The sequence below is a fragment of the Lentzea miocenica genome, assembly GCF_033949945.1.
Taxonomy (GTDB): domain Bacteria; phylum Actinomycetota; class Actinomycetes; order Mycobacteriales; family Pseudonocardiaceae; genus Lentzea; species Lentzea miocenica.
This window is the reverse complement of record NZ_JAXAVW010000013.1, coordinates 49,360-67,758: the sequence shown is the minus strand read 5'-3', so window position 1 is coordinate 67,758 and position 18,399 is coordinate 49,360. Positions and strand designations below refer to the sequence as shown.

The 18,399-nt window shown below is 69.1% G+C and carries 21 protein-coding genes; 10 read left to right on the top strand and 11 right to left on the bottom strand.

Translation table 11 applies throughout. The features are described 5' to 3' along the window. The first annotated feature begins 20 nt into the window (after positions 1–20). From SK803_RS17145 to pstB, 6 genes are read left to right on the top strand one after another with little or no spacing between them, the layout of a single operon-like run. Positions 21–1,592 carry an Ig-like domain-containing protein gene (locus SK803_RS17145; protein ID WP_319967008.1) on the top strand — a complete coding sequence of 524 codons (1,572 nt, stop codon included), beginning with the start codon at positions 21–23 and terminating at the stop codon, positions 1,590–1,592. 59 nt (positions 1,593–1,651) lie between these two features. Continuing rightward, on the top strand, positions 1,652–2,632 hold the full coding sequence (locus SK803_RS17140) for a WxL protein peptidoglycan domain-containing protein (protein WP_319967007.1): 981 nt from the start codon (positions 1,652–1,654) through the stop codon (positions 2,630–2,632). Then, a complete protein-coding gene (locus tag SK803_RS17135; protein ID WP_319967006.1) occupies positions 2,619–3,296 on the top strand; it encodes a hypothetical protein in 678 nt (225 codons plus the stop codon). Before SK803_RS17140 ends, SK803_RS17135 begins: the two co-directional genes overlap by 14 nt. Beyond that, a complete protein-coding gene (locus tag SK803_RS17130) occupies positions 3,289–4,707 on the top strand; it encodes a hypothetical protein (RefSeq protein ID WP_319967005.1) in 1,419 nt (472 codons plus the stop codon). Before SK803_RS17135 ends, SK803_RS17130 begins: the two co-directional genes overlap by 8 nt. Then, on the top strand, positions 4,704–5,579 hold the full coding sequence (locus SK803_RS17125; RefSeq protein ID WP_319967004.1) for a sortase: 876 nt from the start codon (positions 4,704–4,706) through the stop codon (positions 5,577–5,579). Before SK803_RS17130 ends, SK803_RS17125 begins: the two co-directional genes overlap by 4 nt. Positions 5,580–5,594: 15 nt before the next feature. Continuing rightward, on the top strand, positions 5,595–6,362 hold the full coding sequence (gene pstB / locus SK803_RS17120) for a phosphate ABC transporter ATP-binding protein PstB (RefSeq protein WP_319967003.1): 768 nt from the start codon (positions 5,595–5,597) through the stop codon (positions 6,360–6,362). On the opposite strand, the gene SK803_RS17115 is transcribed toward pstB, so the two are convergent. Further along, a complete protein-coding gene (locus SK803_RS17115) occupies positions 6,359–6,673 on the bottom strand; it encodes a hypothetical protein (RefSeq protein WP_319967002.1) in 315 nt (104 codons plus the stop codon). The two genes, pstB and SK803_RS17115, sit on opposite strands and share 4 nt — an antisense overlap. 93 nt (positions 6,674–6,766) lie before the next feature. Here SK803_RS17115 and SK803_RS17110 point away from each other — a divergent pair, with 93 nt between their 5' ends. After that, positions 6,767–7,357, top strand: coding sequence for a TetR/AcrR family transcriptional regulator (locus tag SK803_RS17110; RefSeq protein ID WP_319967001.1), 591 nt, complete (start codon positions 6,767–6,769; stop codon positions 7,355–7,357). Between the two features lie 27 nt (positions 7,358–7,384). On the opposite strand, the gene SK803_RS17105 is transcribed toward SK803_RS17110, so the two are convergent. Further along, positions 7,385–8,056: an SDR family oxidoreductase gene (locus tag SK803_RS17105; RefSeq protein WP_319967000.1), complete on the bottom strand. Its 672-nt coding sequence runs from the start codon at positions 8,054–8,056 to the stop codon at positions 7,385–7,387. A gap of 88 nt (positions 8,057–8,144) precedes the next feature. Between SK803_RS17105 and SK803_RS17100 the strand changes: the two genes are divergently transcribed. Next, positions 8,145–8,846, top strand: a complete 702-nt coding sequence (locus tag SK803_RS17100; RefSeq protein WP_319966999.1) for a hypothetical protein — start codon at positions 8,145–8,147, stop codon at positions 8,844–8,846. Then, complete coding sequence (locus SK803_RS17095; RefSeq protein WP_319966998.1) at positions 8,791–9,636, top strand: aminoglycoside phosphotransferase family protein; 846 nt, start codon at positions 8,791–8,793, stop codon at positions 9,634–9,636. The genes SK803_RS17100 and SK803_RS17095 overlap by 56 nt, the downstream gene beginning before the upstream one ends. On the opposite strand, the gene SK803_RS17090 is transcribed toward SK803_RS17095, so the two are convergent. The 7 genes from SK803_RS17090 to SK803_RS17060 are packed head-to-tail and all read right to left on the bottom strand — an operon-like array spanning position 9,620 to position 16,447. Then, positions 9,620–10,078 carry an SRPBCC domain-containing protein gene (locus SK803_RS17090; protein WP_319966997.1) on the bottom strand — a complete coding sequence of 153 codons (459 nt, stop codon included), beginning with the start codon at positions 10,076–10,078 and terminating at the stop codon, positions 9,620–9,622. The two genes, SK803_RS17095 and SK803_RS17090, sit on opposite strands and share 17 nt — an antisense overlap. Next, positions 10,075–10,854, bottom strand: coding sequence for an SDR family oxidoreductase (locus SK803_RS17085; RefSeq protein WP_319966996.1), 780 nt, complete (start codon positions 10,852–10,854; stop codon positions 10,075–10,077). The genes SK803_RS17090 and SK803_RS17085 overlap by 4 nt, the downstream gene beginning before the upstream one ends. Then, complete coding sequence (locus SK803_RS17080; RefSeq protein ID WP_319966995.1) at positions 10,854–12,002, bottom strand: sulfotransferase family protein; 1,149 nt, start codon at positions 12,000–12,002, stop codon at positions 10,854–10,856. Before SK803_RS17080 ends, SK803_RS17085 begins: the two co-directional genes overlap by 1 nt. Beyond that, a complete protein-coding gene (locus tag SK803_RS17075; protein WP_319966994.1) occupies positions 11,999–13,051 on the bottom strand; it encodes a DUF1214 domain-containing protein in 1,053 nt (350 codons plus the stop codon). The genes SK803_RS17080 and SK803_RS17075 overlap by 4 nt, the downstream gene beginning before the upstream one ends. 59 nt (positions 13,052–13,110) lie before the next feature. Beyond that, positions 13,111–14,886 (bottom strand): adenylyl-sulfate kinase, encoded by a 1,776-nt coding sequence (gene cysC / locus SK803_RS17070; RefSeq protein WP_319966993.1) that lies wholly within the window; start codon positions 14,884–14,886, stop codon positions 13,111–13,113. After that, the gene (gene cysD / locus SK803_RS17065) at positions 14,886–15,782 is read right to left on the bottom strand and encodes a sulfate adenylyltransferase subunit CysD (protein WP_319966992.1); all 897 of its coding nucleotides are present in this window, start codon (positions 15,780–15,782) and stop codon (positions 14,886–14,888) included. Before cysD ends, cysC begins: the two co-directional genes overlap by 1 nt. Then, entirely contained in the window at positions 15,779–16,447 is a 669-nt protein-coding gene (locus tag SK803_RS17060; RefSeq protein ID WP_319966991.1) for a 3'(2'),5'-bisphosphate nucleotidase CysQ, read from the bottom strand. The genes cysD and SK803_RS17060 overlap by 4 nt, the downstream gene beginning before the upstream one ends. Positions 16,448–16,520: 73 nt before the next feature. Here SK803_RS17060 and SK803_RS17055 point away from each other — a divergent pair, with 73 nt between their 5' ends. Next, entirely contained in the window at positions 16,521–17,150 is a 630-nt protein-coding gene (locus SK803_RS17055) for a TetR/AcrR family transcriptional regulator (RefSeq protein ID WP_319966990.1), read from the top strand. Here the strand turns inward: SK803_RS17055 and SK803_RS17050 are convergent. Together SK803_RS17050 and SK803_RS17045 are read right to left on the bottom strand one after the other, a co-directional pair. Further along, a complete protein-coding gene (locus SK803_RS17050; RefSeq protein ID WP_319966989.1) occupies positions 17,137–17,778 on the bottom strand; it encodes a hypothetical protein in 642 nt (213 codons plus the stop codon). The genes SK803_RS17055 and SK803_RS17050 overlap by 14 nt on opposite strands. A gap of 78 nt (positions 17,779–17,856) precedes the next feature. Beyond that, the gene (locus SK803_RS17045) at positions 17,857–18,384 is read right to left on the bottom strand and encodes a cysteine dioxygenase family protein (RefSeq protein ID WP_319966988.1); all 528 of its coding nucleotides are present in this window, start codon (positions 18,382–18,384) and stop codon (positions 17,857–17,859) included. Positions 18,385–18,399 lie beyond the last annotated feature (15 nt).

The following is an 18,399-nucleotide window of genomic DNA, read 5'->3' as shown; positions in this document are numbered from 1 at the left end:
TGGCACGGGAAAGGTCAGCTGTGCGTACGAACTTCCGTCGCCTCGCCGGTGGTGTGGCGGTTCTCGCGGTCTCCGTCATGGCCGCTCTGGGCACCTCGGGCACCGCGCTCGCGGCCCCGCCCGTCGGCAACCTGGGCACGCTGTCGGTCAGCAAGCAGGCCGGCAACGACCTGGACGCCCTGTCCTACACCACTTCCGCGCCGTGTGTCTCGGGCTCGGACGGCTACAACCTGTTCGTCTACGGTCCGGGTGGCTTCACCAACGGCCTGATCGGCACCACGCCGACCGACGTCGGCCACTCCACCTCGTCTCCGATCACCGTGCTGCAGGGCCTGTCGTTCCGCGACATCGCCGTGGACAACACCACGACGATCACGCCCGGCACCTACACGATCGCCGTGAACTGCGTGGACCTGTTCACGCAGCAGGTGCTCGGCACCTTCACCCGTGACATCTACTTCACCAGCGCGACCGCGTGGCAGGCGACCGACCCGAACGCGCCGGTGACCACCACCACCGCGCTTTCGGTGTCCCCGAACGCTCCTGTGGTTCAGGGCACCTCGGTGACGCTGACCGCCAACGTCACCCCGGCCTCGGCCACCGGCGCCGTGCAGTTCAAGGACGGCGCGGGCGACCTCGGCCCCGCGGTCGCGGTGAACAACGGCGTCGCCACGTTCACGACGACCGCGCTTCCCGTTGGCGCACGGCAGCTTTCCGCGGTGTTCACCGGTTCCGCCGGCAACATCTCGGGCTCCACGTCGGCCGTGGTCGCGTACCAGGTCAACGCTCCGGTCGCGACGCCGACCACGACGTCCCTGGCGGTCACGCCCGGTGGCACGGCGGCGCAGTTCAGCACCGTCACGCTGTCGGCGACCGTGGCTCCGGCCGGCGCTGCCGGTTCCGTGCAGTTCGTCGACGGTGCCGCGAACCTGGGCAACCCCGTCGCGGTGTCGGGTGGTTCCGCTTCCTTCACCACCTCGTCGCTCGCCGTGGGCGCGCACAGCCTGACTGCGAAGTTCGTGCCCGCCTCCGGCGCGTTCGAGGCCTCGACCTCGGCCGCGATCCCGCTGGAGATCACGGCGTTCGCCGGTGTCTCGGCCTCGGAGACCATCACCACCGAGGTCAAGGCCGGCGAGCTGCTGATCAGCGTGGCGAACCAGAACGTGACGCTGCCGTCGCCGGTCATGGCCGCCAACGGCTCGCTCCTCACGACCTCCGGTGCGTTGAACCCGATCACCGTCACGGACACCCGTGCCGGTAACCCCGGCTGGAACGTCTCTGGTCAGGTGACGGACTTCGCCAGCGGGGCCAACGCCATCAACGGCGCGAACCTCGGCTGGGCGCCGAAGATCGTCGACAAGTCGCCGGTGCAGAACATCACCGCCGGTCCTGTCGTCGAAGCCGCCAACGCGCTCGTGCCGGGAACCGCTGCTCCGGCCGGTTTCGGTCTCGCGGCCGCCCGCACGCTCGCCACGGCGGCGTCGCTGGGTGGCAACGGCACCGCGAACCTGTCGGCCGACCTGGCACTGAAGGTGCCGACGTCGACGCAGGCCGGTACCTACACCGCGACGCTGACGCTCACTGCCATCTGATTTCCGCCTCGTGAGGGCGGGTTCCGGCCCGCCCTCACGCTCTACCAAGGAGTCAGATCATGCTCTGGCGCATCCTCGTCTCCGGCCTCTTGCTGGTGGGGTTCGCGGTTCCCGCGCACGCCGCCGAACCCGCGACGTTCGGTGTCCGGCCGGCGACCGCGGAGGCGCCGGACTCCCGCAACAACTTCAGCTACAGCGCGACTCCCGGCGCGGTCGTCCGGGACTTCGTCGCTGTCTCCAACGTTTCCGCGCAGCCGTTGAAGCTGCGGGTGTACGCGAGCGACGCGTTCAACACCCCCGAGGGCGGATTTGACCTGCTGCCCTCCGGTCGCGAGTCTGCCGACGTCGGCAAGTGGGTGATCGCGGACCGCCCCGAGGTCGAGGTCGCGCCGCGGTCGACGGTGATCGTTCCCTTCGCCCTGACCGTGCCCGCGAACGCCACGCCTGGTGACCACACCGGCGGCATCGTGGCTTCCTTGACCACGTCGGCCACAGGGTCCGACGGCCAGCGCGTCGCCGTTGAGCAACGGGTTGGTGCGCGCGTGTATCTGCGTGTTTCGGGTGATCTCACGCCTCGGTTGAGCATCGAGGGGTTGACCGCTTCTTACCGCGGGCAGTGGTTCGGCTCCGGCGCGGTCGCCCTGAGCTATGTCGTGCGCAACACCGGGAACGTGCGTCTGGGTGGCAAGCAGCGCATGTGGGTCGAGACGCCGTGGGGGTCCGTTGTGGACGGACCCGCGGTAGCTGATCTGCCGGAGCTGTTGCCCGGTAGCACGTTCCGGGTGAGTGCTGTGGTCGATGGTGTTCTTCCCGCTGGTTGGGTTGACGGTGTGGCGCACATCGAGCCCGTCGCGCCTGCCGGGACCGCGCCGCTTCCCGGTGTCGCCGAAGCCCGCACGACCACGGCCGCTCCGCCCTGGGTGGTCGTCATCGCCTTTGGCTTCATCGCTCTTGTCCTGGTGCTTCTGACCTTGCGTCGTCGAAGGTCGAAGCCTTCTCCGGTCACTCCTGCGCGGGAGGTCGAACGTGTGGGTGCGTAGCGTTCTCGTTGCGTTGTTCTTGTTGCTGACCCCTGGGGTTGCTGCCGCGGCGCCGTTGGGCAAGCTGGTCGTGACGCCGGGGGAGAGCCGTGACGCCGCGCCGGTCCGGCTGACGACCGCCGCCGGCTGTCCTGCCGCCGCTACCGGGTACTTCGCCACGATGCGCGGCGCGGGGCTGCCGGACGCCGGGATCGTCATCGTGGCGAACGGGGACGTCGGCCTCACGCACGACAAGCCGTTCGAGGTGCCGGTCACGTTGACCTTCAAGGATCTCGCGGCCGACAACAACGTCACGTTCAAGGGCAAGTACGAGCTGGCGTTGCACTGCATCGACTCGTTCAGCCAGCAGAGCTTCGGCGCGTTCACCGGGTCGATCGACTTCGGTGCGGACGCCAGGTACGTCGCGATCGGCGAGGCGAAGGGCCCGCAGCGCCCGGCCGCGCCGTTGGCGCCGGAGACGGCCTCCGCGCCGACCGTTGATCCTCAGACCGCTGTTCCTCCTTCGCCGGAAGAGGTGTGGCCCGAGGCCGCTGCCGCTGAGTCCGGTGGCACGCAACCGTTTCTGCACATCGCGATCGGTGTCGTCGGCGGCGGCGTCGTGATCGCTCTCGGCATGGCGCTGTTCCGGCGCCGGCCGTCTTCCCGGGGAGATGCTGATGCGTAAGAGACATCTGTTGGCGGGCGCGGCCGCGGCCCTGAGCCTGGCCGGCCTCGCCGCTCTCGTCGCCGTGATCCCCAGCCAGGCCGAGCCGCCGATCGCGACCCTGGGTGTGCTGTCCGTCCAGCCGGTCTCCGGGCTCGACATCACCGCTCCGACCTACACGACGTCCGCGGGCTGCACCACCGACTCCGACGGCTACAACCTGTTCGTGTACGGCCCCGGCGGGTTCGTGGACGGCCTGATCGGCACCACGCCGACCGATGTCGGGTTCTCCAGCTCCGCGCCGTTCCCGGTGCTGCAGGGCCTGTCGTTCAAGGACATCGCGCTCGACAACAGCACCGCGGTGGTCGCCGGCAAGTACACGATCGTCGTCAACTGCGTGGACCTGTTCACGCAGGAGGTCAAGGGCACCTTCACCCGCGAGCTGTTCTTCACCGACGCCACCCACTACCAGGCGACGGATCCGAGCAGCACCACGTCCACGACCACGACGACCACCACGACCGAGCCGACGACGACCTCTTCGACCACCACAACGACTCAGCCCACCACAACCACGACTCAGCCGACGACCACGACGACTGAGCCCACCACCACAACGACTGAGCCGACGACCACCACGACCACGACGACCACGACAACTCAGCCGACGACGTCCTCGACCACGACCACCACGTCCTCGAGCACCAGTACGTCCTCGAGCACCACGACGTCATCGACCACGACCACCACCCAGCCGACCAGCAGTACGACCACAACCCAGCCGACCACTACCACTTCGAGTCCCGGTGGGTCGTTCACGCTGACGGTCAGCAGACAAAGCGGCAAGGACATCGAGGCGCCGACCTACACGACCTCGACCGGCTGCGGTGACAACGCGTCCGACAACTACAACATGTTCATCTTCGGCCCGGGCGTGTTCCAGAACGGCCTGATCGCCGCGACGCCGTCCGACGTCGGGTTCTCCAAGACGAGTCCGATCGCGGTGTTGCAATACCTGTCGTTCAAGGACATCGCGGTCGACGCGGCCGGCACCATCCAGGCTGGCGACTACCGGGTCGAGGTGAACTGCATCGAGTCGTTCGCGGGCACGAAGCACCGCACGTTCACCGCCGGGATCCGCTTCACGGACGCGACCAGCTGGCAGGTGATCGGCGCGCCGCCGACGACGAGCACCACGCAGCCGACAACCACCACCACGACGACAGGCACGACCACCCAGCCGACAACGTCCACAACGGACACCACGACCGGCGCGCCGACGGACACCACGACCACCACCGCGGGGTCGGGGAGCCAGCAGATCGGCTTGGCGGTCACCGGTTCGCCGATGCGGTACGCGATGATCCTGGGCGCGCTGCTGGTCGTGATCGGTTGCCTGGTGCTCATCGTGGTTCGCAGGCGCCGCACATGATTGTTCAAGACGCGTCTCAGGTGCACGAGCAGTCGGACCTGCGGCTGGCCGGCCAGGTCTGCGGCATCCTCGGCGCGCTGCTGCTGTGCTTCGTCGCCCAGTTCACCCTGGTCGGCGCCCTGAAGCACGAACGCGACCAGGACCGCGCCCACAGCGACCTCCGGGTCGACCTGGCCAACGCGACAGCCCCGGTCGCGGCCCTCGACGACGAAGGCCGCCTGATCGAGGCCGGCACGCCCATCGCGATCCTCGAGGTGCCACGCCTGGGCGTCCGCGAGGTCGTCGGCGAAGGCACGTCGGCGTCAGCTCTCGCGTCCGGCCCTGGCCACCTGCGCAGCTCGGTTCTCCCCGGCCAGGCGGGAAGTTCGGTCATCTTCGGTCGGCGCGCGGGCTACGGAGGCCCGTTCGCGCAGATCAACAAGGTCGTGCCGGGCGACGAGATCCGCGTGACCACCGGCCAGGGTGAACACCGCTTCCAGGTCCAGGGCGTCCGGCGCGCCGGCGCACCCCAGCGGCACACCCCGCAGGCGGGCAAAGGCGGACTGACCCTCGTCACCGCGGACGGCCCGTACTTCATGCCGACCGACGTCCTGTGGGTGGACGCGAAACTGACCACCGACGTGGTGCCGAGCTCCGGCGTGCTGCCGTCGTTCGCGGTGCCGGAGAACGAACGCGTCATGGCCAGCGATCTGACCGCCCTCGTCCCGGTCGCGATCTGGGCACTGGTCCTCGCCGCGGGCGCGTTCGCCGTCGTCTACCTCCGGCAACGCATCGGCCGCTGGCAGGCGTGGGTCGTCGGCGTGCCGTTGCTGGGCACGCTCGGCCTCACCCTCGCCGACCACGCCGCCGCCCTGCTGCCCAACCTGATCTGACCTCGGGAGAGTCCCATGCTCGACGCACGTTCGATCTCGGCCTGGTTCGGCGACCGCAAGGTGCTGGACCGCGTGTCCCTGGACATGCCGGCCGGTTCGGTGACCGCCCTGATCGGCCCGTCGGGCTGCGGCAAGTCGACGTTCCTGCGCATCCTCAACCGCATGCACGAACTGGTCCCCGGCGCCACCCTCGCCGGCGAGGTCCTGCTGTCGGGCCAGGACATCTACGACGCGAGCCGCAAACTCACCGACGCCCGCAAACAGATCGGCATGGTCTTCCAGAAGCCGAACCCGTTCCCGGCCATGTCCATCCACGACAACGTGCTGGCGGGCCTCAAACTCACCGGCATCCGCGCCGGCAGGTCCGCAAAGGAGGCGCTCGTCGAGGAGTGCCTCTCGAAAGCCGGCCTGTGGAACGAGGTCAAGGACCGCCTGCGCCAACCGGGCGGCGCCCTGTCCGGCGGCCAGCAACAACGCCTGTGCATCGCCCGCTCCCTGGCCGTGCGCCCCAAGGTCCTGCTGATGGACGAACCCTGCTCGGCCCTGGACCCGACCTCGACCCGCCGCATCGAGCAGACCATCGCCGAACTCGCGCACGAGGTCACCATCATCATCGTGACGCACAACATGCAGCAGGCCGCGCGGGTGTCACAGCAATGCGCGTTCTTCCTGGCCGAGCAGGGCACGCCGGGCGTGATCGTCGAGTCTGGCCCGACCAAGCGGATCTTCGAGGCGCCGTCGGACGAGCGCACGTCGGACTACGTGCACGGCCGGTTCGGTTAGGGATTCCAGTTCGCGAACGCCACGATGAACAAGATGATCAGCACGATCACCACCAGCACGCCGACCGCGCCCGCCCACGCCATTCCCGAGCCGATCGACCGCCACGGACTCGGTGCGGTGGCCCTGAGCACGGCGCCGGCCACGATCAGGCCGATGGTGATCCAGATGAACGCGTAGGCGTACTCGCCGCCCTGCCAGCCGAGGGAGGAGAGGGAGTCCTTCAGGTAGGTGACGACGGCGGCGGCGAGCAGGGTTGCCGAAGCGGCAAAGCCGAGCAACGCGGCGTGCCGGTCGCGGACGATTTGGGTCACGCTTCGAGCGTGCTGGCGGCGATCCCCGGCGGCATCGGTACAACTACTCACGCTTAGAAGTCGGCCATCATCTTTCTGGGGTATCCTGCGGACGTGGGCAGGGCTTCCCGCGCCGAGGCGGCGCAGCACCGCGAGCAGATCGTCACGGCCACCGCGCAGTTGTTGCGGGAGCGCGGGAGTGCCGGCATCAGCGTGCAGGACGTCATGGGTGCCGCGGGGTTGAGTCACGGCGGTTTCTACAAGCACTTCGCGTCCAAGGACGAACTGCTGGGGATCGCGACCGAGGTCGCGTTCGGGTCGATGCTGGCCGATCTCGCGAACCTGGCGGGCAACGACGACGCCTGGGGCCAGCTGGTGGACGACTACCTGTCGGCGCGGCATCGGGACGAGCCCGGAACCGGGTGCCCGAACACGGCGCTCGCGGGGGAATCGGCGCACGCGAGCGGCGAAGCGCCGCTGAGGACGGCGTACGCGGACGGGTTGGCGAAGACCCTGGAGTCCCTCACCACCCTGGAGGGTCTGCCCGCCGATCGGGAGGCGGCTCGCCGCAGGGCGGTGGTCGATCTGTCCACTTTGGTCGGTGCGCTGTCACTGGCCAGGGCCACCGGGAAAACGCCGCTGTCCATGGAGATCCTGGAGACGGTGCGGAGCGAGCTGACGGCCCGGCGGCACCGGTCTGCGTGACCGCGTGCCGCCGCGGCGGGTCGTGGGTCAACCGGCAAGCCCGGCCTTCACGGCGCGGCTGAGGTCGTCGGCGAGGATCTCGGGCAGTCCCGCGGCGAACCCGTCCAGTGCGATCTTGGCGACCTGCTCGGGTGAGGTCTTGTTCTCCGGCGCCACGTAGTCCGCCATGTCGGTGTCCATGTACCCGACGTGCAGGGCGCTGACCTGGATTTTCTGGTCGGCGAGCTCGGAGCGGGCGGCGTTGGTCAACGCCCAGGCCGCCGCCTTGGCCGCCGCGTAGGCGCCGTAGTCGGGCAGGTGCGCCCACGACAGCACGGACAGCACGTTCAGGATGCCGCCACCGCCGTTGCCCGCGATCACCGGTGCGAACGCGCGAATCGTTGCCAGCGGGCCGAAGTAGTGCGTCTCCATCTCGAGCCTGATCGAGTCGAGGTCGCCCTTGGTGAGGTAGGTGTGCGTCGAGATCCCGGCGTTGTTGATCAGCAGCGTCGCGTCACCGGCCTTGGCGGCCGCCTCGGCGATCGACTCCGGTTTCGTGACGTCGAGGTACAGCGGGGTCACGCCGGGCAGATCGACGGACTCCGGGCGGCGGGCGGTCGCGTAGACCTTGGCGCCCCGTTCGAGCAGCTGAGCAGCGAGGACGCGGCCGAGACCGCGGTTGGCGCCGGTGATCACGGCGACTGCGTTGGTGAGTTCCACGGATTTAGATTACAGCCATCATCTATTTTGGCAACTTCGGACCGTGGTCTGATCCCGGCAGGGGTGCTGGTGTCCAGGATTGGGCGGCATGAGAGTTCTCGTGTTGATGGTCGGTCCGGTGGTCTGGTTCGCCGCGTTGCTCGTGCGGCACCTCGGGGTGGAGACGGCCGGGCTGGACCGGGCGCGCTTCGCCGCCGACCCGTTCGCGGCGCCGGAGCAGCTGGCCGCGTACGCGCACGATCCGGGACTGGTCACGGCCGGGTACGCGTTGTTCGCGCTGGCGTCGATCCTGTTGTGCGCCACCGTGATCGTGTTCGCGCGGGAGATCGGCGGGCGGCTGGCCCTGGCCGGAGCGGCGTTGTTCGTGGCGTCGCTCTTCGCCCGCCTGTACTTCTCGGGGATCGATCTGACGGCGTTCGAGCTGGTGGACCGGATGGGTCTGGAGCAGGCCGCCGCGGTCGTGATGGAGTCCTATGTGGACCTTTCGTACGGGTTGTGGCGCATACCGGTGACGGCTTCTGCCGGGTCGATCGTGGGCGCGGTGCTGCTGGCCGTCGCGGGGTGGCGCGCGAAGAAGCTGGGGATCATGCGGTGCTCGCTGCTGCTGTCGTTCGGATGGGTGTTCATGGGGGTGTTGAAGGAGGCCACGCTGGCCGGCGTGCTGTTCGGGGGAGCGGCGGCGGTGGTGCTGTTCGGCTGGTGGGTAGCGTGGCCGGGTGGAAGATCTGGGGAGCATGACCGCACGGCTGGCGGTCCGGTTCGGGCCTGGGGTCGCCGCCTGGTGTGCTGAGGTGCCGGACAGGGTGGCGCGGCTGGCGCAGCGGTGGGGGCTGGAACCGGGGGAGGAGCTCGAACCCGGTGCGGTGTCGGTGGTGTTGCGGTGCCGGTGGGCCGACGGCACGCCCGCGGTGCTGAAGCTCAGTCCTGACCACGAGTTGCTGGCGGCTCAGACCGGGATGCTCGGGCTGTTCGCGGCGTCGGGACGGGTGCCCGCGGTGCTGGCCGCCGACGGGGACGCGGTGGTGCTGCGGGAGGTGCTGCCGGGCACGCTCGCGGAGGACCTGCCGTTCGACGGGCTGCCGCGGCTGTGGGCGGATCTGCTGGCGGCGCTGCACGGTGTGCCAGCGCGGCCGGTCGGGCTGTTGCGGACGCGGTGCGAGGAGTCCTTCGCCCGGATCGGGCGGCGGCTGGCCGATCCGGTGATCGGGGCACGGATCTCCGCGGCCACGTGGGAAAGGGCCGAGCGGCGGTGTGAGAGGTTGCTGGACACGCAGACGTCCGTGTTGCTGCATGGTGACCTGCACCTGGGCAACGCACTCGTCGGCGAACCAGGACTGATGGCCATCGATCCCAAGGCGTGCCTGGGCGATCCGTGTTTCGACGCCGCCGATCTCGTGGTCGCCGGCGCGGGGCAGGAGGGGGTGGCGACCCGGTGCGAGGTGGTGGCGGCCGCCTGTGGGCTCGACGGTGATCGGTTGTTCGGCTGGAGTCAGGTGATCGCGCCGATGCTGGCGATCGCGCACCTCACCCACGGCGGTCCGGAAGCCGCGGTCGAGGAACTGCTCACGGTGTCAGCGTGAGCGCGGCAACCCGGTCGCGAAGGGCGTGAGCGACGGAGTCGAAGCCGTTCTTGACGTACGCGCCCTGCGCCGCGAAGACCGCCTCCGCGTACTTGCCGGTGAACGTCTCGAACGTGTGGTAGCCGCACCGATCGGCCCCGAGCGGTGTGATCACCTGGTCACGTACGCCGAGCAGGCCGGGAAACGTGTCACCGGTGTCGTACCGCAACAACCTGGGCGGTTCGACGACCCGGACGTACTCACGGCTCACCCACGTCCCCTCGCTGCCATCGGGCTTGGGCAGCGTGAGGTCGATCGGCGAGTCGACGGCCAAAGTCGTGGCGACGGCGAGGGTGTACGGATTCCACTGTGGATAGTTCGGGTAGTCGAGCAGCACGCTCCAGACGAACTCGGAGGGCGCGTCGATCTCCACGGTCACGGACTCGATCATGAAATCGCTCATGCCGGCATGTACTCCCCGCCGTTGACGTCCAGCACCGCACCTGTGATCTCGGAAGCCGCGCGGGACAACAGGAACAACACCGCGCCGGCACACGCCTCGTCGGTCGGGATGCGGCCGAGCGGGTTGCGCGCGGCGATCTCGTCGTAGACGTCCTGCTCGCTCACCCCGCGGGCGTTGGCGTTGACTTGCAGGTAGAAACGCACACCCGGCCCGTCCAGCCAGCCCATGACGGCCTGGTTCGCGCGGATGCCGTGCGGACCCAGTTCCAGCGCCATGAACTGGGTCGCGGTCGCCATCGCGGCTTTCGCCACGGCGTACCCGCCCTCGCCGCGCATCGGCTTGCGCGTGGTCATGGTGCCGATGTTGACGATCGAGCCGCGCCCGGCCGCTTTCATGTGCGGCACGACTTCGCGGGTCACGGTCAGCGCGCCGTACAGGATGATGTCCATCGACCGGCGGATCGCCTTCTCGGGCGTCTCCAGCAGGTCGAAGAAGCCGGGGTGCCCGAACGCCGAGTTGACCAGGCCGGTGATCGTGCCGAACCGGTCGACGGCGGTCCGCACCAGCCTCGCCACGTCCTCGGGCCTGCGCACGTCGCACTGCACGCCGACCGCCTCACCGCCGGCCGCCGTGACGTCCTTCTCCACCTGGGTCATCACGTCGGCGGAACGCGCCGCCATCACGACCTTCGCGCCCGCGGCGGCGGCGCGGACGGCCAGCTTCGAGCCCAGGCCGGGGCCGACGCCGGTGATCACCACGACCTCGTCTTGGAGCATCACAGGTAAACCTCCGAGTAGAAGGCGAAGTCGCGCCGCAGCTGGTCCTCGGACAGCCCGAAGTCCGGTGGCGCGTAGGAGTGCGAGCCGTGCCGTTCGGTGCGGTTCTGCTCCAGGTACGCCTCGAACGCCGCGTCGTCGGCGGGCCCGGCCGGCAGGCCCAGCGCGTCGAGCACCTGGCGGGCGACCTCCAGCGGTTTGCTGACGGTGTCGGCGAACCGCACGTCCACGAACCGGTCCGGACGTGCCGCACGCGCGGTGGCGAAGTCCTGCAACGTTCGAGCGAACCGGCCGGACCAGTACTGTCCAATTCGGACCGGATCGACGTTGTCGCTGTACTGCGCCGACATCGCACGCACCATCGAGGCGTACGACGGCACGGCGTTGACCGGTGAGCGGTGGGTCATGACGATCTTGCAGCCCTCGAACTCGCTGAGCACGGTGTCGACGGCGGTCAGGTGGTGCGGTGACTTGAGGACCCAGGGCAGGTCGCGAGCGGGGTGCTGCCACTGCAACACTTGTAGCCACTCGCGCAGCTCACGGTAGGCGGGGCGTTGGTCGGCGGAGCGCAGCCAGTCGCCATAGGTCGGCACCCAGTAGAACGAGTCGTAGCTCATCGACACGAAGGTCCGGTCGAGCAGGATCACGTCCTCCTCCGGGCCGTCCCACACGACCGTGTGCAGGTCGCCGAAGTCGGGGGAGAGCTGGGAGAACATCTGCATGCGTTCCTGGGCACGGCGTTTGCGTTCGGCGGCGTCCGGTCCCTCGCCGGGGAACGGCAGCGGGTAGGCGACCTCCCACGACAGCGTGGAGGTGACCTGCGGTGACGCCGCCAGCAACCGGTGCAGCAGCGTCGATCCGGTGCGCGGCAGGCCGCAGATCTCGGCGGCCACGCGCAGTTCGACGTCGAGCACGGACGGATGCTTGCGTTGCAGTTCACGCAGGCGCAACCGGTCCGACAGCAGTGCGGTCAGCCGGTGCTTGGTCAGCTCGAAACCCAGCGGTGACAGCGCGGCCTCGGTGTTGAGGCTCCCGACGAGCACGTCCAGCGGTTCGCGGAACCAGTCGTCGCCGAAGTCGGAAAGACCGGTCTTCGCGGAGGCCTTCTCCAGCAACTCGTCGACGTTCAGCGCGGTCGTGACCGTCATCGAATCTCCTCAAGGGTTACCACGCGGCACTTGGGGATCGGGTGGTCGGCCGCGCCGAGCCAGCGCAGCAACGCGGTGCCGGAGCTGTGGCCGCAGGTGTCGATCCAGTTCCCGACGCCCGGATCGCGTTCTGCCACCACGATCGTGAGCCTGCCGTCGGCGTCCAGCACCGCCGTGTGCTTGTTGACGGTGATCTTGCGGCGGTGGTCGAGCGACTCCATCCACCAGTTGTCCAGCTGGAAGTTCCAGTACGGGCAGTCCGGCACCTCGGTCTCGATCACCCACGCCTCGCCCGGCCGCAGCGTCCAGTACCCGTGCAGGTAGAAGATCTCCGGATCGCCGCCCGCGCGCTGGAACATCTCCTGGCCGAAGTCGGGAAGTTCGTTGGGGCGTGCCATGAACGTGCGGGTCCAGTGCGCGAACGTGGCCGCGGTGCCGTGCACGGACAACGCCGCCCGCCCCAGCGCTTTGCTGAGGAACTCCGGGGTGAGCTCGGCGGGCTCGGCCGGGCCGCCGATCTGCTCGATGTGCCACTCACCGGGCACTTCGGCGGCCCGGTCGAGATAGGTCTGGCGGACGACGAGTCCGGTGGAGTCCGGCGCCAGCGGCAGCCAGTTCCCGCTCTGTTCGGCGGCACTCGCGATGATCTCCACCGTGCCGTCCGGCGCGACCACGAGATCCGCGTCGGTCAGCTCGCCGGTGGACGCCATGGTGCCGTCCTTGGCGTACCGGTTGGCCTTGGAACCGATGCTGAAGTACGCGATCGTGCCGCGGGTGCCAGTGATCCGGTAGGTCCGGTCGCCGCGGATGTTCGCGGACAGGTAGACGTTGTCCGGGTTGTCCGCGCCGATCTTCACCAGGTCGAGCTCGTGGAAGCGCGGGAAGTCGGGATCGGCGTTGTCCAGGCAGGAGTACAGCATCTCGCGGGTCAGCCGGGCGAGATAGCGGTAGCCCTCCGCGCGGTCCAGCGCGGTGTCCGGACCGGAGAAGACCACCTCGCCGGCCTTCTCCAACGCCCGGCAGAACCTCGACCACGCCTGATCCGGCACGACGGCCCTCCCGAATTTAGAACGTGTTCTAGCGGAACATACCCGATTCTGGACAACGTTCAACAGACGCCGAGCGTGCGAAGTCTCGCCACCACGACCTCGGCGGCGGCCTCCGGGCTCAGCGCCGTGGTGTCGAGCCTGACCTCGGGGTTCTCCGGTGTCTCGTAGGGCGAGTCGATGCCGGTGAAGTTCGCCAGCTCACCTCGCCTGGCCTTGCGGTACAGGCCTTTGGGGTCACGCTGCTCCGCGACCTCCAACGGCGTGTCCACGAAGACCTCGCAGAACTCGTTCTCACCGACCAGGTCGCGGGCCAGTGCCCGCTCGGCCCGGAACGGTGAGATGAACGAGACGAGCACGATCAGGCCCGCGTCGACCATCAGCGCGGCGACCTCGGCGATGCGCCGGATGTTCTCGACCCGGTCGGCGTCGGTGAAGCCGAGGTCGGAGTTCAGCCCGTGCCGGACGTTGTCGCCGTCCAGCAGGAACGTGTGCCGGCCGTCCGCGTGCAGCGCCTTCTCGACCAGGTCCGCGATGGTCGACTTGCCGGCGCCGGACAACCCGGTCAGCCACACCACGCACGGCCGATGCCCGTTGCGCGCGATCCTGGCCTGCTTGTCGACCGTCACGGCCTGCCACCGCAGGTTGGACGACGCGAGCGCGAAGTCGATCATCCCGGCGCCGACCGTGGCGTTGGTCAGCCGGTCGAGCACCACGAACGAGCCGAGATCGCGGTTCGTCCGGTAGCCCTCGAACGGCACGGGTGCGTCGAAGTGCACCTTGTCGACGCCGATCTCGTTGAGCTGCAACGCCTTCGTGGCGGTGAACCCGACGGTGCGGGCGCCGATCTTGGCCAGGTACTGCCGGCCGGGCAGCAGTCCTGTCTCGTTCAGCCAGACCAGATGCGCCTGGAAGGAGTCCGCGACTCCCGGCGGTTCGGCAGCGGCGGCCAGCACGTCGCCGCGGCTCGCGTCCACGTCGTCCGCCAGCACCACGGTGACCGACGACCCGGTCGGCGCCTCGGCCAGGTCGCCGCCCATGGTCACGATCCGGTCCACAGTGGAGGTTCGGCCCCCGGCGCACACCTCGTCACCCTGGCGCAACGTCCCGCGCAGCACCCGGCCGGAGAAGCCGCGGAACGTCGCGTCCGGCCGATTCACCCACTGCACGAGGAACCGGGACGGGCCGTGCCGCTGAGCCGCGACCTCCACCGTCTCCAGCCACTGCAACAGGGTCGGCCCGTCGTACCACGGAGTCAGCTCGCTGCGCCCGACCACGTTGACGCCCTCGGTCGCGGACATCGGCACGCAGGTGATCCCGGCGAAGTCCAGCTCCGCCGCGAACTCCGCGAACTCGGCACGGACATCGTCGAACACCTCCTGCGAATAGCCGAGGAGATCGAGCTTGTTCACGGCCAGCGCGATGTGCCGAATGCCGAGCAGTGAGGCGATGCGGGCATGCCGCCGGGTCTGGCTGAGCACGCCTTTCCCGGCGTCGAGCAGGATCACCGCGGCCTCTGCGGTGGACGCGCCGGTGACCATGTTGCGCGTGTACTGCTCGTGGCCGGGGGTGTCCGCGACGATGAACCGCCGCGCTTCCGTCGCGAAATAACGATAGGCGACGTCGATCGTGATGCCCTGCTCGCGTTCCGCCGCCAGCCCGTCCACCAGCAGCGCGAAGTCCAGCTCGCCGCCGCGGGTGCCGACCCGCCTGGAGTCCGCTTCGAGTGCGGCGAGGTGGTCCGCGTAGAGCAGTTTCGACTCGTACAGCAGCCGGCCGATCAGCGTGCTCTTGCCGTCGTCGACGCTGCCGCAGGTGATGAACCGCAGAAGCTCCATCAGAAGTACCCCTCCCGCTTCTTGCGCTCCATCGACCCGCTCTGGTCGTGGTCGATCAGCCGGCCCTGCCGCTCGGACGTGGTCGCGGCCCGCATCTCCTCGACGATCTCCGGCACCGTCCTGGCCTCACTGCGCACGGCACCGGTCAGCGGATAACAGCCCAACGTGCGGAACCGGACCAGCTCGGTGCGCGGTGGTTCGTGCAACGGCATCCGGTCGTCGTCGACCATGATCAGCATGCCGTCGCGGTCGACCACCGGCCGCGGGGCCGCGAAGTACAGCGGCACCACCGGAATCCGCTCACGCTCGACGTAACGCCACACGTCCAGCTCGGTCCAGTTCGACAGGGGGAACACCCGGATGCTCTCGCCGGGCGCGACCCGCGTGTTGTAGAGCCGCCACAACTCGGGGCGCTGGTTCTTCGGATCCCACTGGTGCTGCGCGGTGCGGAACGAGAAGACCCTTTCCTTGGCACGAGAGGCTTCCTCGTCCCGGCGCGCGCCACCGAACGCGAGGTCGAATCGGTGCTCGTCGAGCGCCTGCCGCAGTCCCTGGGTCTTCCACAGGTCGGTGTGCCGCGCGGAGCCGTGGTCGAACGGGTTGATGCCCAGCGCGACGCAGTCCGGGTTGCGGTGCACGATCAGGTCGAGGCCCAGTTCGGCGGCGGTCCGGTCGCGGAACTCGATCATCTCGCGGAACTTCCACGTGGTGTCGACGTGCAGCAACGGGAACGGCGGTTTCGACGGGTAGAAAGCCTTGCGCGCCAGGTGGAGCAGCACCGAGCTGTCCTTGCCGATCGAGTACAGCAGCACCGGACGATCGGACTCCGCGACGGCCTCGCGGAAGATGTCGATGCTGTCTGCTTCCAGCTGGTCGAGGTGGTCCAGGTGGTTCATGCGAGCACCCCCGCGAGCTCCGGGCGGCAGATCAGCAGGTCGGGCAGCCACGGATCGGGCTGGTTGTAGACCAGCGGCCGTCCGTCGGCGCGGGAGGCGTGCAACCCGGCCGCGCGGGCCACGAAGACCGGTGCGGCCGAGTCCCACTCGTACATGCCGCCCGCGTGCAGGTAGGCGTCGGCCTCGCCGCGCACCACGGCCATCGTCTTCGCGCCCGCGCTGCCCATGGGCACCAGCACGGCGTCGAGCGCTTCTGCCACCCGTTGCGCGAACGCGGGCGGGCGGGTGCGGCTGACCACGATCCTGATCCGGCGGTCGCGTCGTGCCCGCGGGGCGTGGCTCTGCGCGGGCACCGCGACCGCTCCGGCGACGAGGTCTCCTCGCTCCCACAGCGCCACGTGCACGGCCCAGTCGGTGCGGCCGGGCTCCGCGTACTCCCGGCTGCCGTCCAGCGGGTCGATGATCCACACCCGGTCCGCGGTGAGCCTGCTGGGGTCGTCGGGGGCCTCCTCGGACAGCACCGCGTCGTCCGGCCGGTGCTGTTTCAGTTGCGCGGCAAGGAAGATCTGCGCGGTCAGGTCGCCGTCACCCGGTCGCACCCTGACCAGCAACCGGCCCGTCTCGATGGCCAAGCGTCTTGCCAACTCGCCGTCGGTCTCCGCCATGGCACCGACTGTAGGACCAAACCGAACAACGTTCAATATGCGTTCTGAACGTTGTTCAAAGTAGGCTTGACGGGTGAGCACCGAGCAGGCGAATGCCAAGAACACGGCGTGGGGTGACGCGGAAGGCAGGCGGCGCGACATCCTGTCCTCCGCCGAGCTGATCCTCGAACAGCACGGCTACGCGGGTCTGACCATGCGCGCGATCGCGGTGGGGGCCGGCGTCAGTTCCGGCACCGTGTACCAGTACTTCGCCGGCAAGGAGGACGTGTTCGCGGCGCTGATGGAACGCCGGCTGGACGAGTTGCAGCGCACGCTCGCGCAGGTTGACCGTGGCCTCGGGATCGCGGGTGTGCTGCGCGAGATCGAGCCCCAGGTGACGGACCTGTGGCGGCGGTTCGGGCGGTCGGCCGCGCAGTGGGAGGCGAAGGTGCTCTCCGGTGGCCGCCGCGGCAAGGAGGTCGCCGGGTCCGCGCAGGACTACCGCAAGACGATCAAGGCACTAGCCAGGGCGTTGCACGAGACCGCGGAGGCCTCCGGGCAGGTGCTGATCGACGACCCGGCGCTGCCGCACTGGGTGTGGGACTCGCTGATCGGGCTGGCGGACGACCTGCTGCTGCAGGGCGCGCGGACCAACCGGGTCAAGCCCGCTGCGCTGATCGCGTTCGCGACCGGGGCGATCGAGCGGGGGATCATTTCCCGGTGACGAGTGAGTCCAGCGTGGCGTTGCCGTGTTCGCCGCAGTGCCGGCGCGACGCGTCGAGCGTGGCCGGTTTGTTCGCTTCGTCCGGTCTGCCGACCTGTCCGAACAGCCGTCTCAGCAGCTCGGCCTGTTCGTCCAGGCCGACCCGCAGGAAGTCGCTGCAGGTCGAACGCACGGTGAGCCGGTTGTCCTCCGGCATCAGGTCCACCGGGCCGAGGATGAAGAGCAGCGCGACGATGATCGCGAGGCCACCCGCGATGATGGCGCCGCTCGACGAGGTCCTGCGCGGCGCGAGCCACGCCTCCGCCTGTTCGATGAACGGCTCGACCGGCGTGAGGTCGTTGTCGACCCAGAACTCGAAGCTGTCGCTGCCCGTCACGTCGAACTGGGCGTGACCTGCGGCGATCAGGATGCGAACGACCTGTTTGCGCTCGTAGGACCCCGTCCAGAACGGGTCGGGCCGCACGAGCACGAGCCGGTCCGGCAACAGGAACACCACGTCGCGCTCGCCGCGAGCGAGGCGCTGGGTCTGTCCCGGCTGCACGACCATGCCGCCCAGCCGCGCCAGCACCTGGTCGCGTTCGTGCTCGCCGAGAGCCTGGGCGGCCGTCGACCACAGATCGGGTTCCACGTCACTGCTATCGCTGGAGCACCGGAGGTTGGTTAGCAACCTGAACCGATGTTCGTCCCAATGGCTCCGAACTGTTGTCTAAGACGCGACCGGAAGGTCGTAACGGCGCCGGATGCTGCTGCCGAGCAGGCCGATGTCGGCGCCGTAGACGTGGATCGAGATCGCGGCCGAGTTCGAGCTGTTGCACACCTTGTGGATGTCTCCCGGCGGCACCAGGTATGAGGCCACGCCCTGAGGCGTCCGGTTGGTGCGCAACTGGACCAGACGGTCGCCCACAAGCCGGTAGGTGGTCTCTTCTTCTTCGCCGACGTACGTGCCCACCACGCACCACGACACGTGGTCGTGGATGCACGTTTCCTGGCCCGGCAGCCACACGAGGGCAACGACCGAGAAGCTGCCGTCGGGCTCCACGTGCAGAACGTGCTGGCGGTAGGCGTTCGGGTCGGGCTCGCGGTGTTCGGCGTCCAGCAGCCGCGGATCGGAGAGATGCCTGGTCAGGGCTTTGGTCACGCGGGCGGCGACGGCGTGGTCGTCACCGCCGGCGGTCACCGCGGTGCGGATGGCGCCGACCAGGAGGGCGGCGGTCGGTGAGAGCAGACGAGGCATCGGTCACTCCTTCGC

Excerpts from the sequence above, each read along its gene's own strand:
- SK803_RS17080 (WP_319966995.1), bottom strand. The coding sequence starts at position 12,002 with ATGACGGTCACGACCGCGCTGAACGTCGACGAGTTGCTGGAGAAGGCC.
- SK803_RS17095 (WP_319966998.1), top strand. The coding sequence starts at position 8,791 with ATGACCGCACGGCTGGCGGTCCGGTTCGGGCCTGGGGTCGCCGCCTGG.
- SK803_RS17085 (WP_319966996.1), bottom strand. The coding sequence starts at position 10,854 with ATGCTCCAAGACGAGGTCGTGGTGATCACCGGCGTCGGCCCCGGCCTG.
- cysC (WP_319966993.1), bottom strand. The coding sequence starts at position 14,886 with ATGGAGCTTCTGCGGTTCATCACCTGCGGCAGCGTCGACGACGGCAAG.
- SK803_RS17090 (WP_319966997.1), bottom strand. The coding sequence starts at position 10,078 with ATGAGCGATTTCATGATCGAGTCCGTGACCGTGGAGATCGACGCGCCC.
- SK803_RS17140 (WP_319967007.1), top strand. The coding sequence starts at position 1,652 with ATGCTCTGGCGCATCCTCGTCTCCGGCCTCTTGCTGGTGGGGTTCGCG.
- SK803_RS17045 (WP_319966988.1), bottom strand. The coding sequence starts at position 18,384 with ATGCCTCGTCTGCTCTCACCGACCGCCGCCCTCCTGGTCGGCGCCATC.
- SK803_RS17060 (WP_319966991.1), bottom strand. The coding sequence starts at position 16,447 with ATGGCGGAGACCGACGGCGAGTTGGCAAGACGCTTGGCCATCGAGACG.
- cysD (WP_319966992.1), bottom strand. The coding sequence starts at position 15,782 with ATGAACCACCTGGACCACCTCGACCAGCTGGAAGCAGACAGCATCGAC.
- pstB (WP_319967003.1), top strand. The coding sequence starts at position 5,595 with ATGCTCGACGCACGTTCGATCTCGGCCTGGTTCGGCGACCGCAAGGTG.
- SK803_RS17130 (WP_319967005.1), top strand. The coding sequence starts at position 3,289 with ATGCGTAAGAGACATCTGTTGGCGGGCGCGGCCGCGGCCCTGAGCCTG.
- SK803_RS17125 (WP_319967004.1), top strand. The coding sequence starts at position 4,704 with ATGATTGTTCAAGACGCGTCTCAGGTGCACGAGCAGTCGGACCTGCGG.
- SK803_RS17100 (WP_319966999.1), top strand. The coding sequence starts at position 8,145 with ATGAGAGTTCTCGTGTTGATGGTCGGTCCGGTGGTCTGGTTCGCCGCG.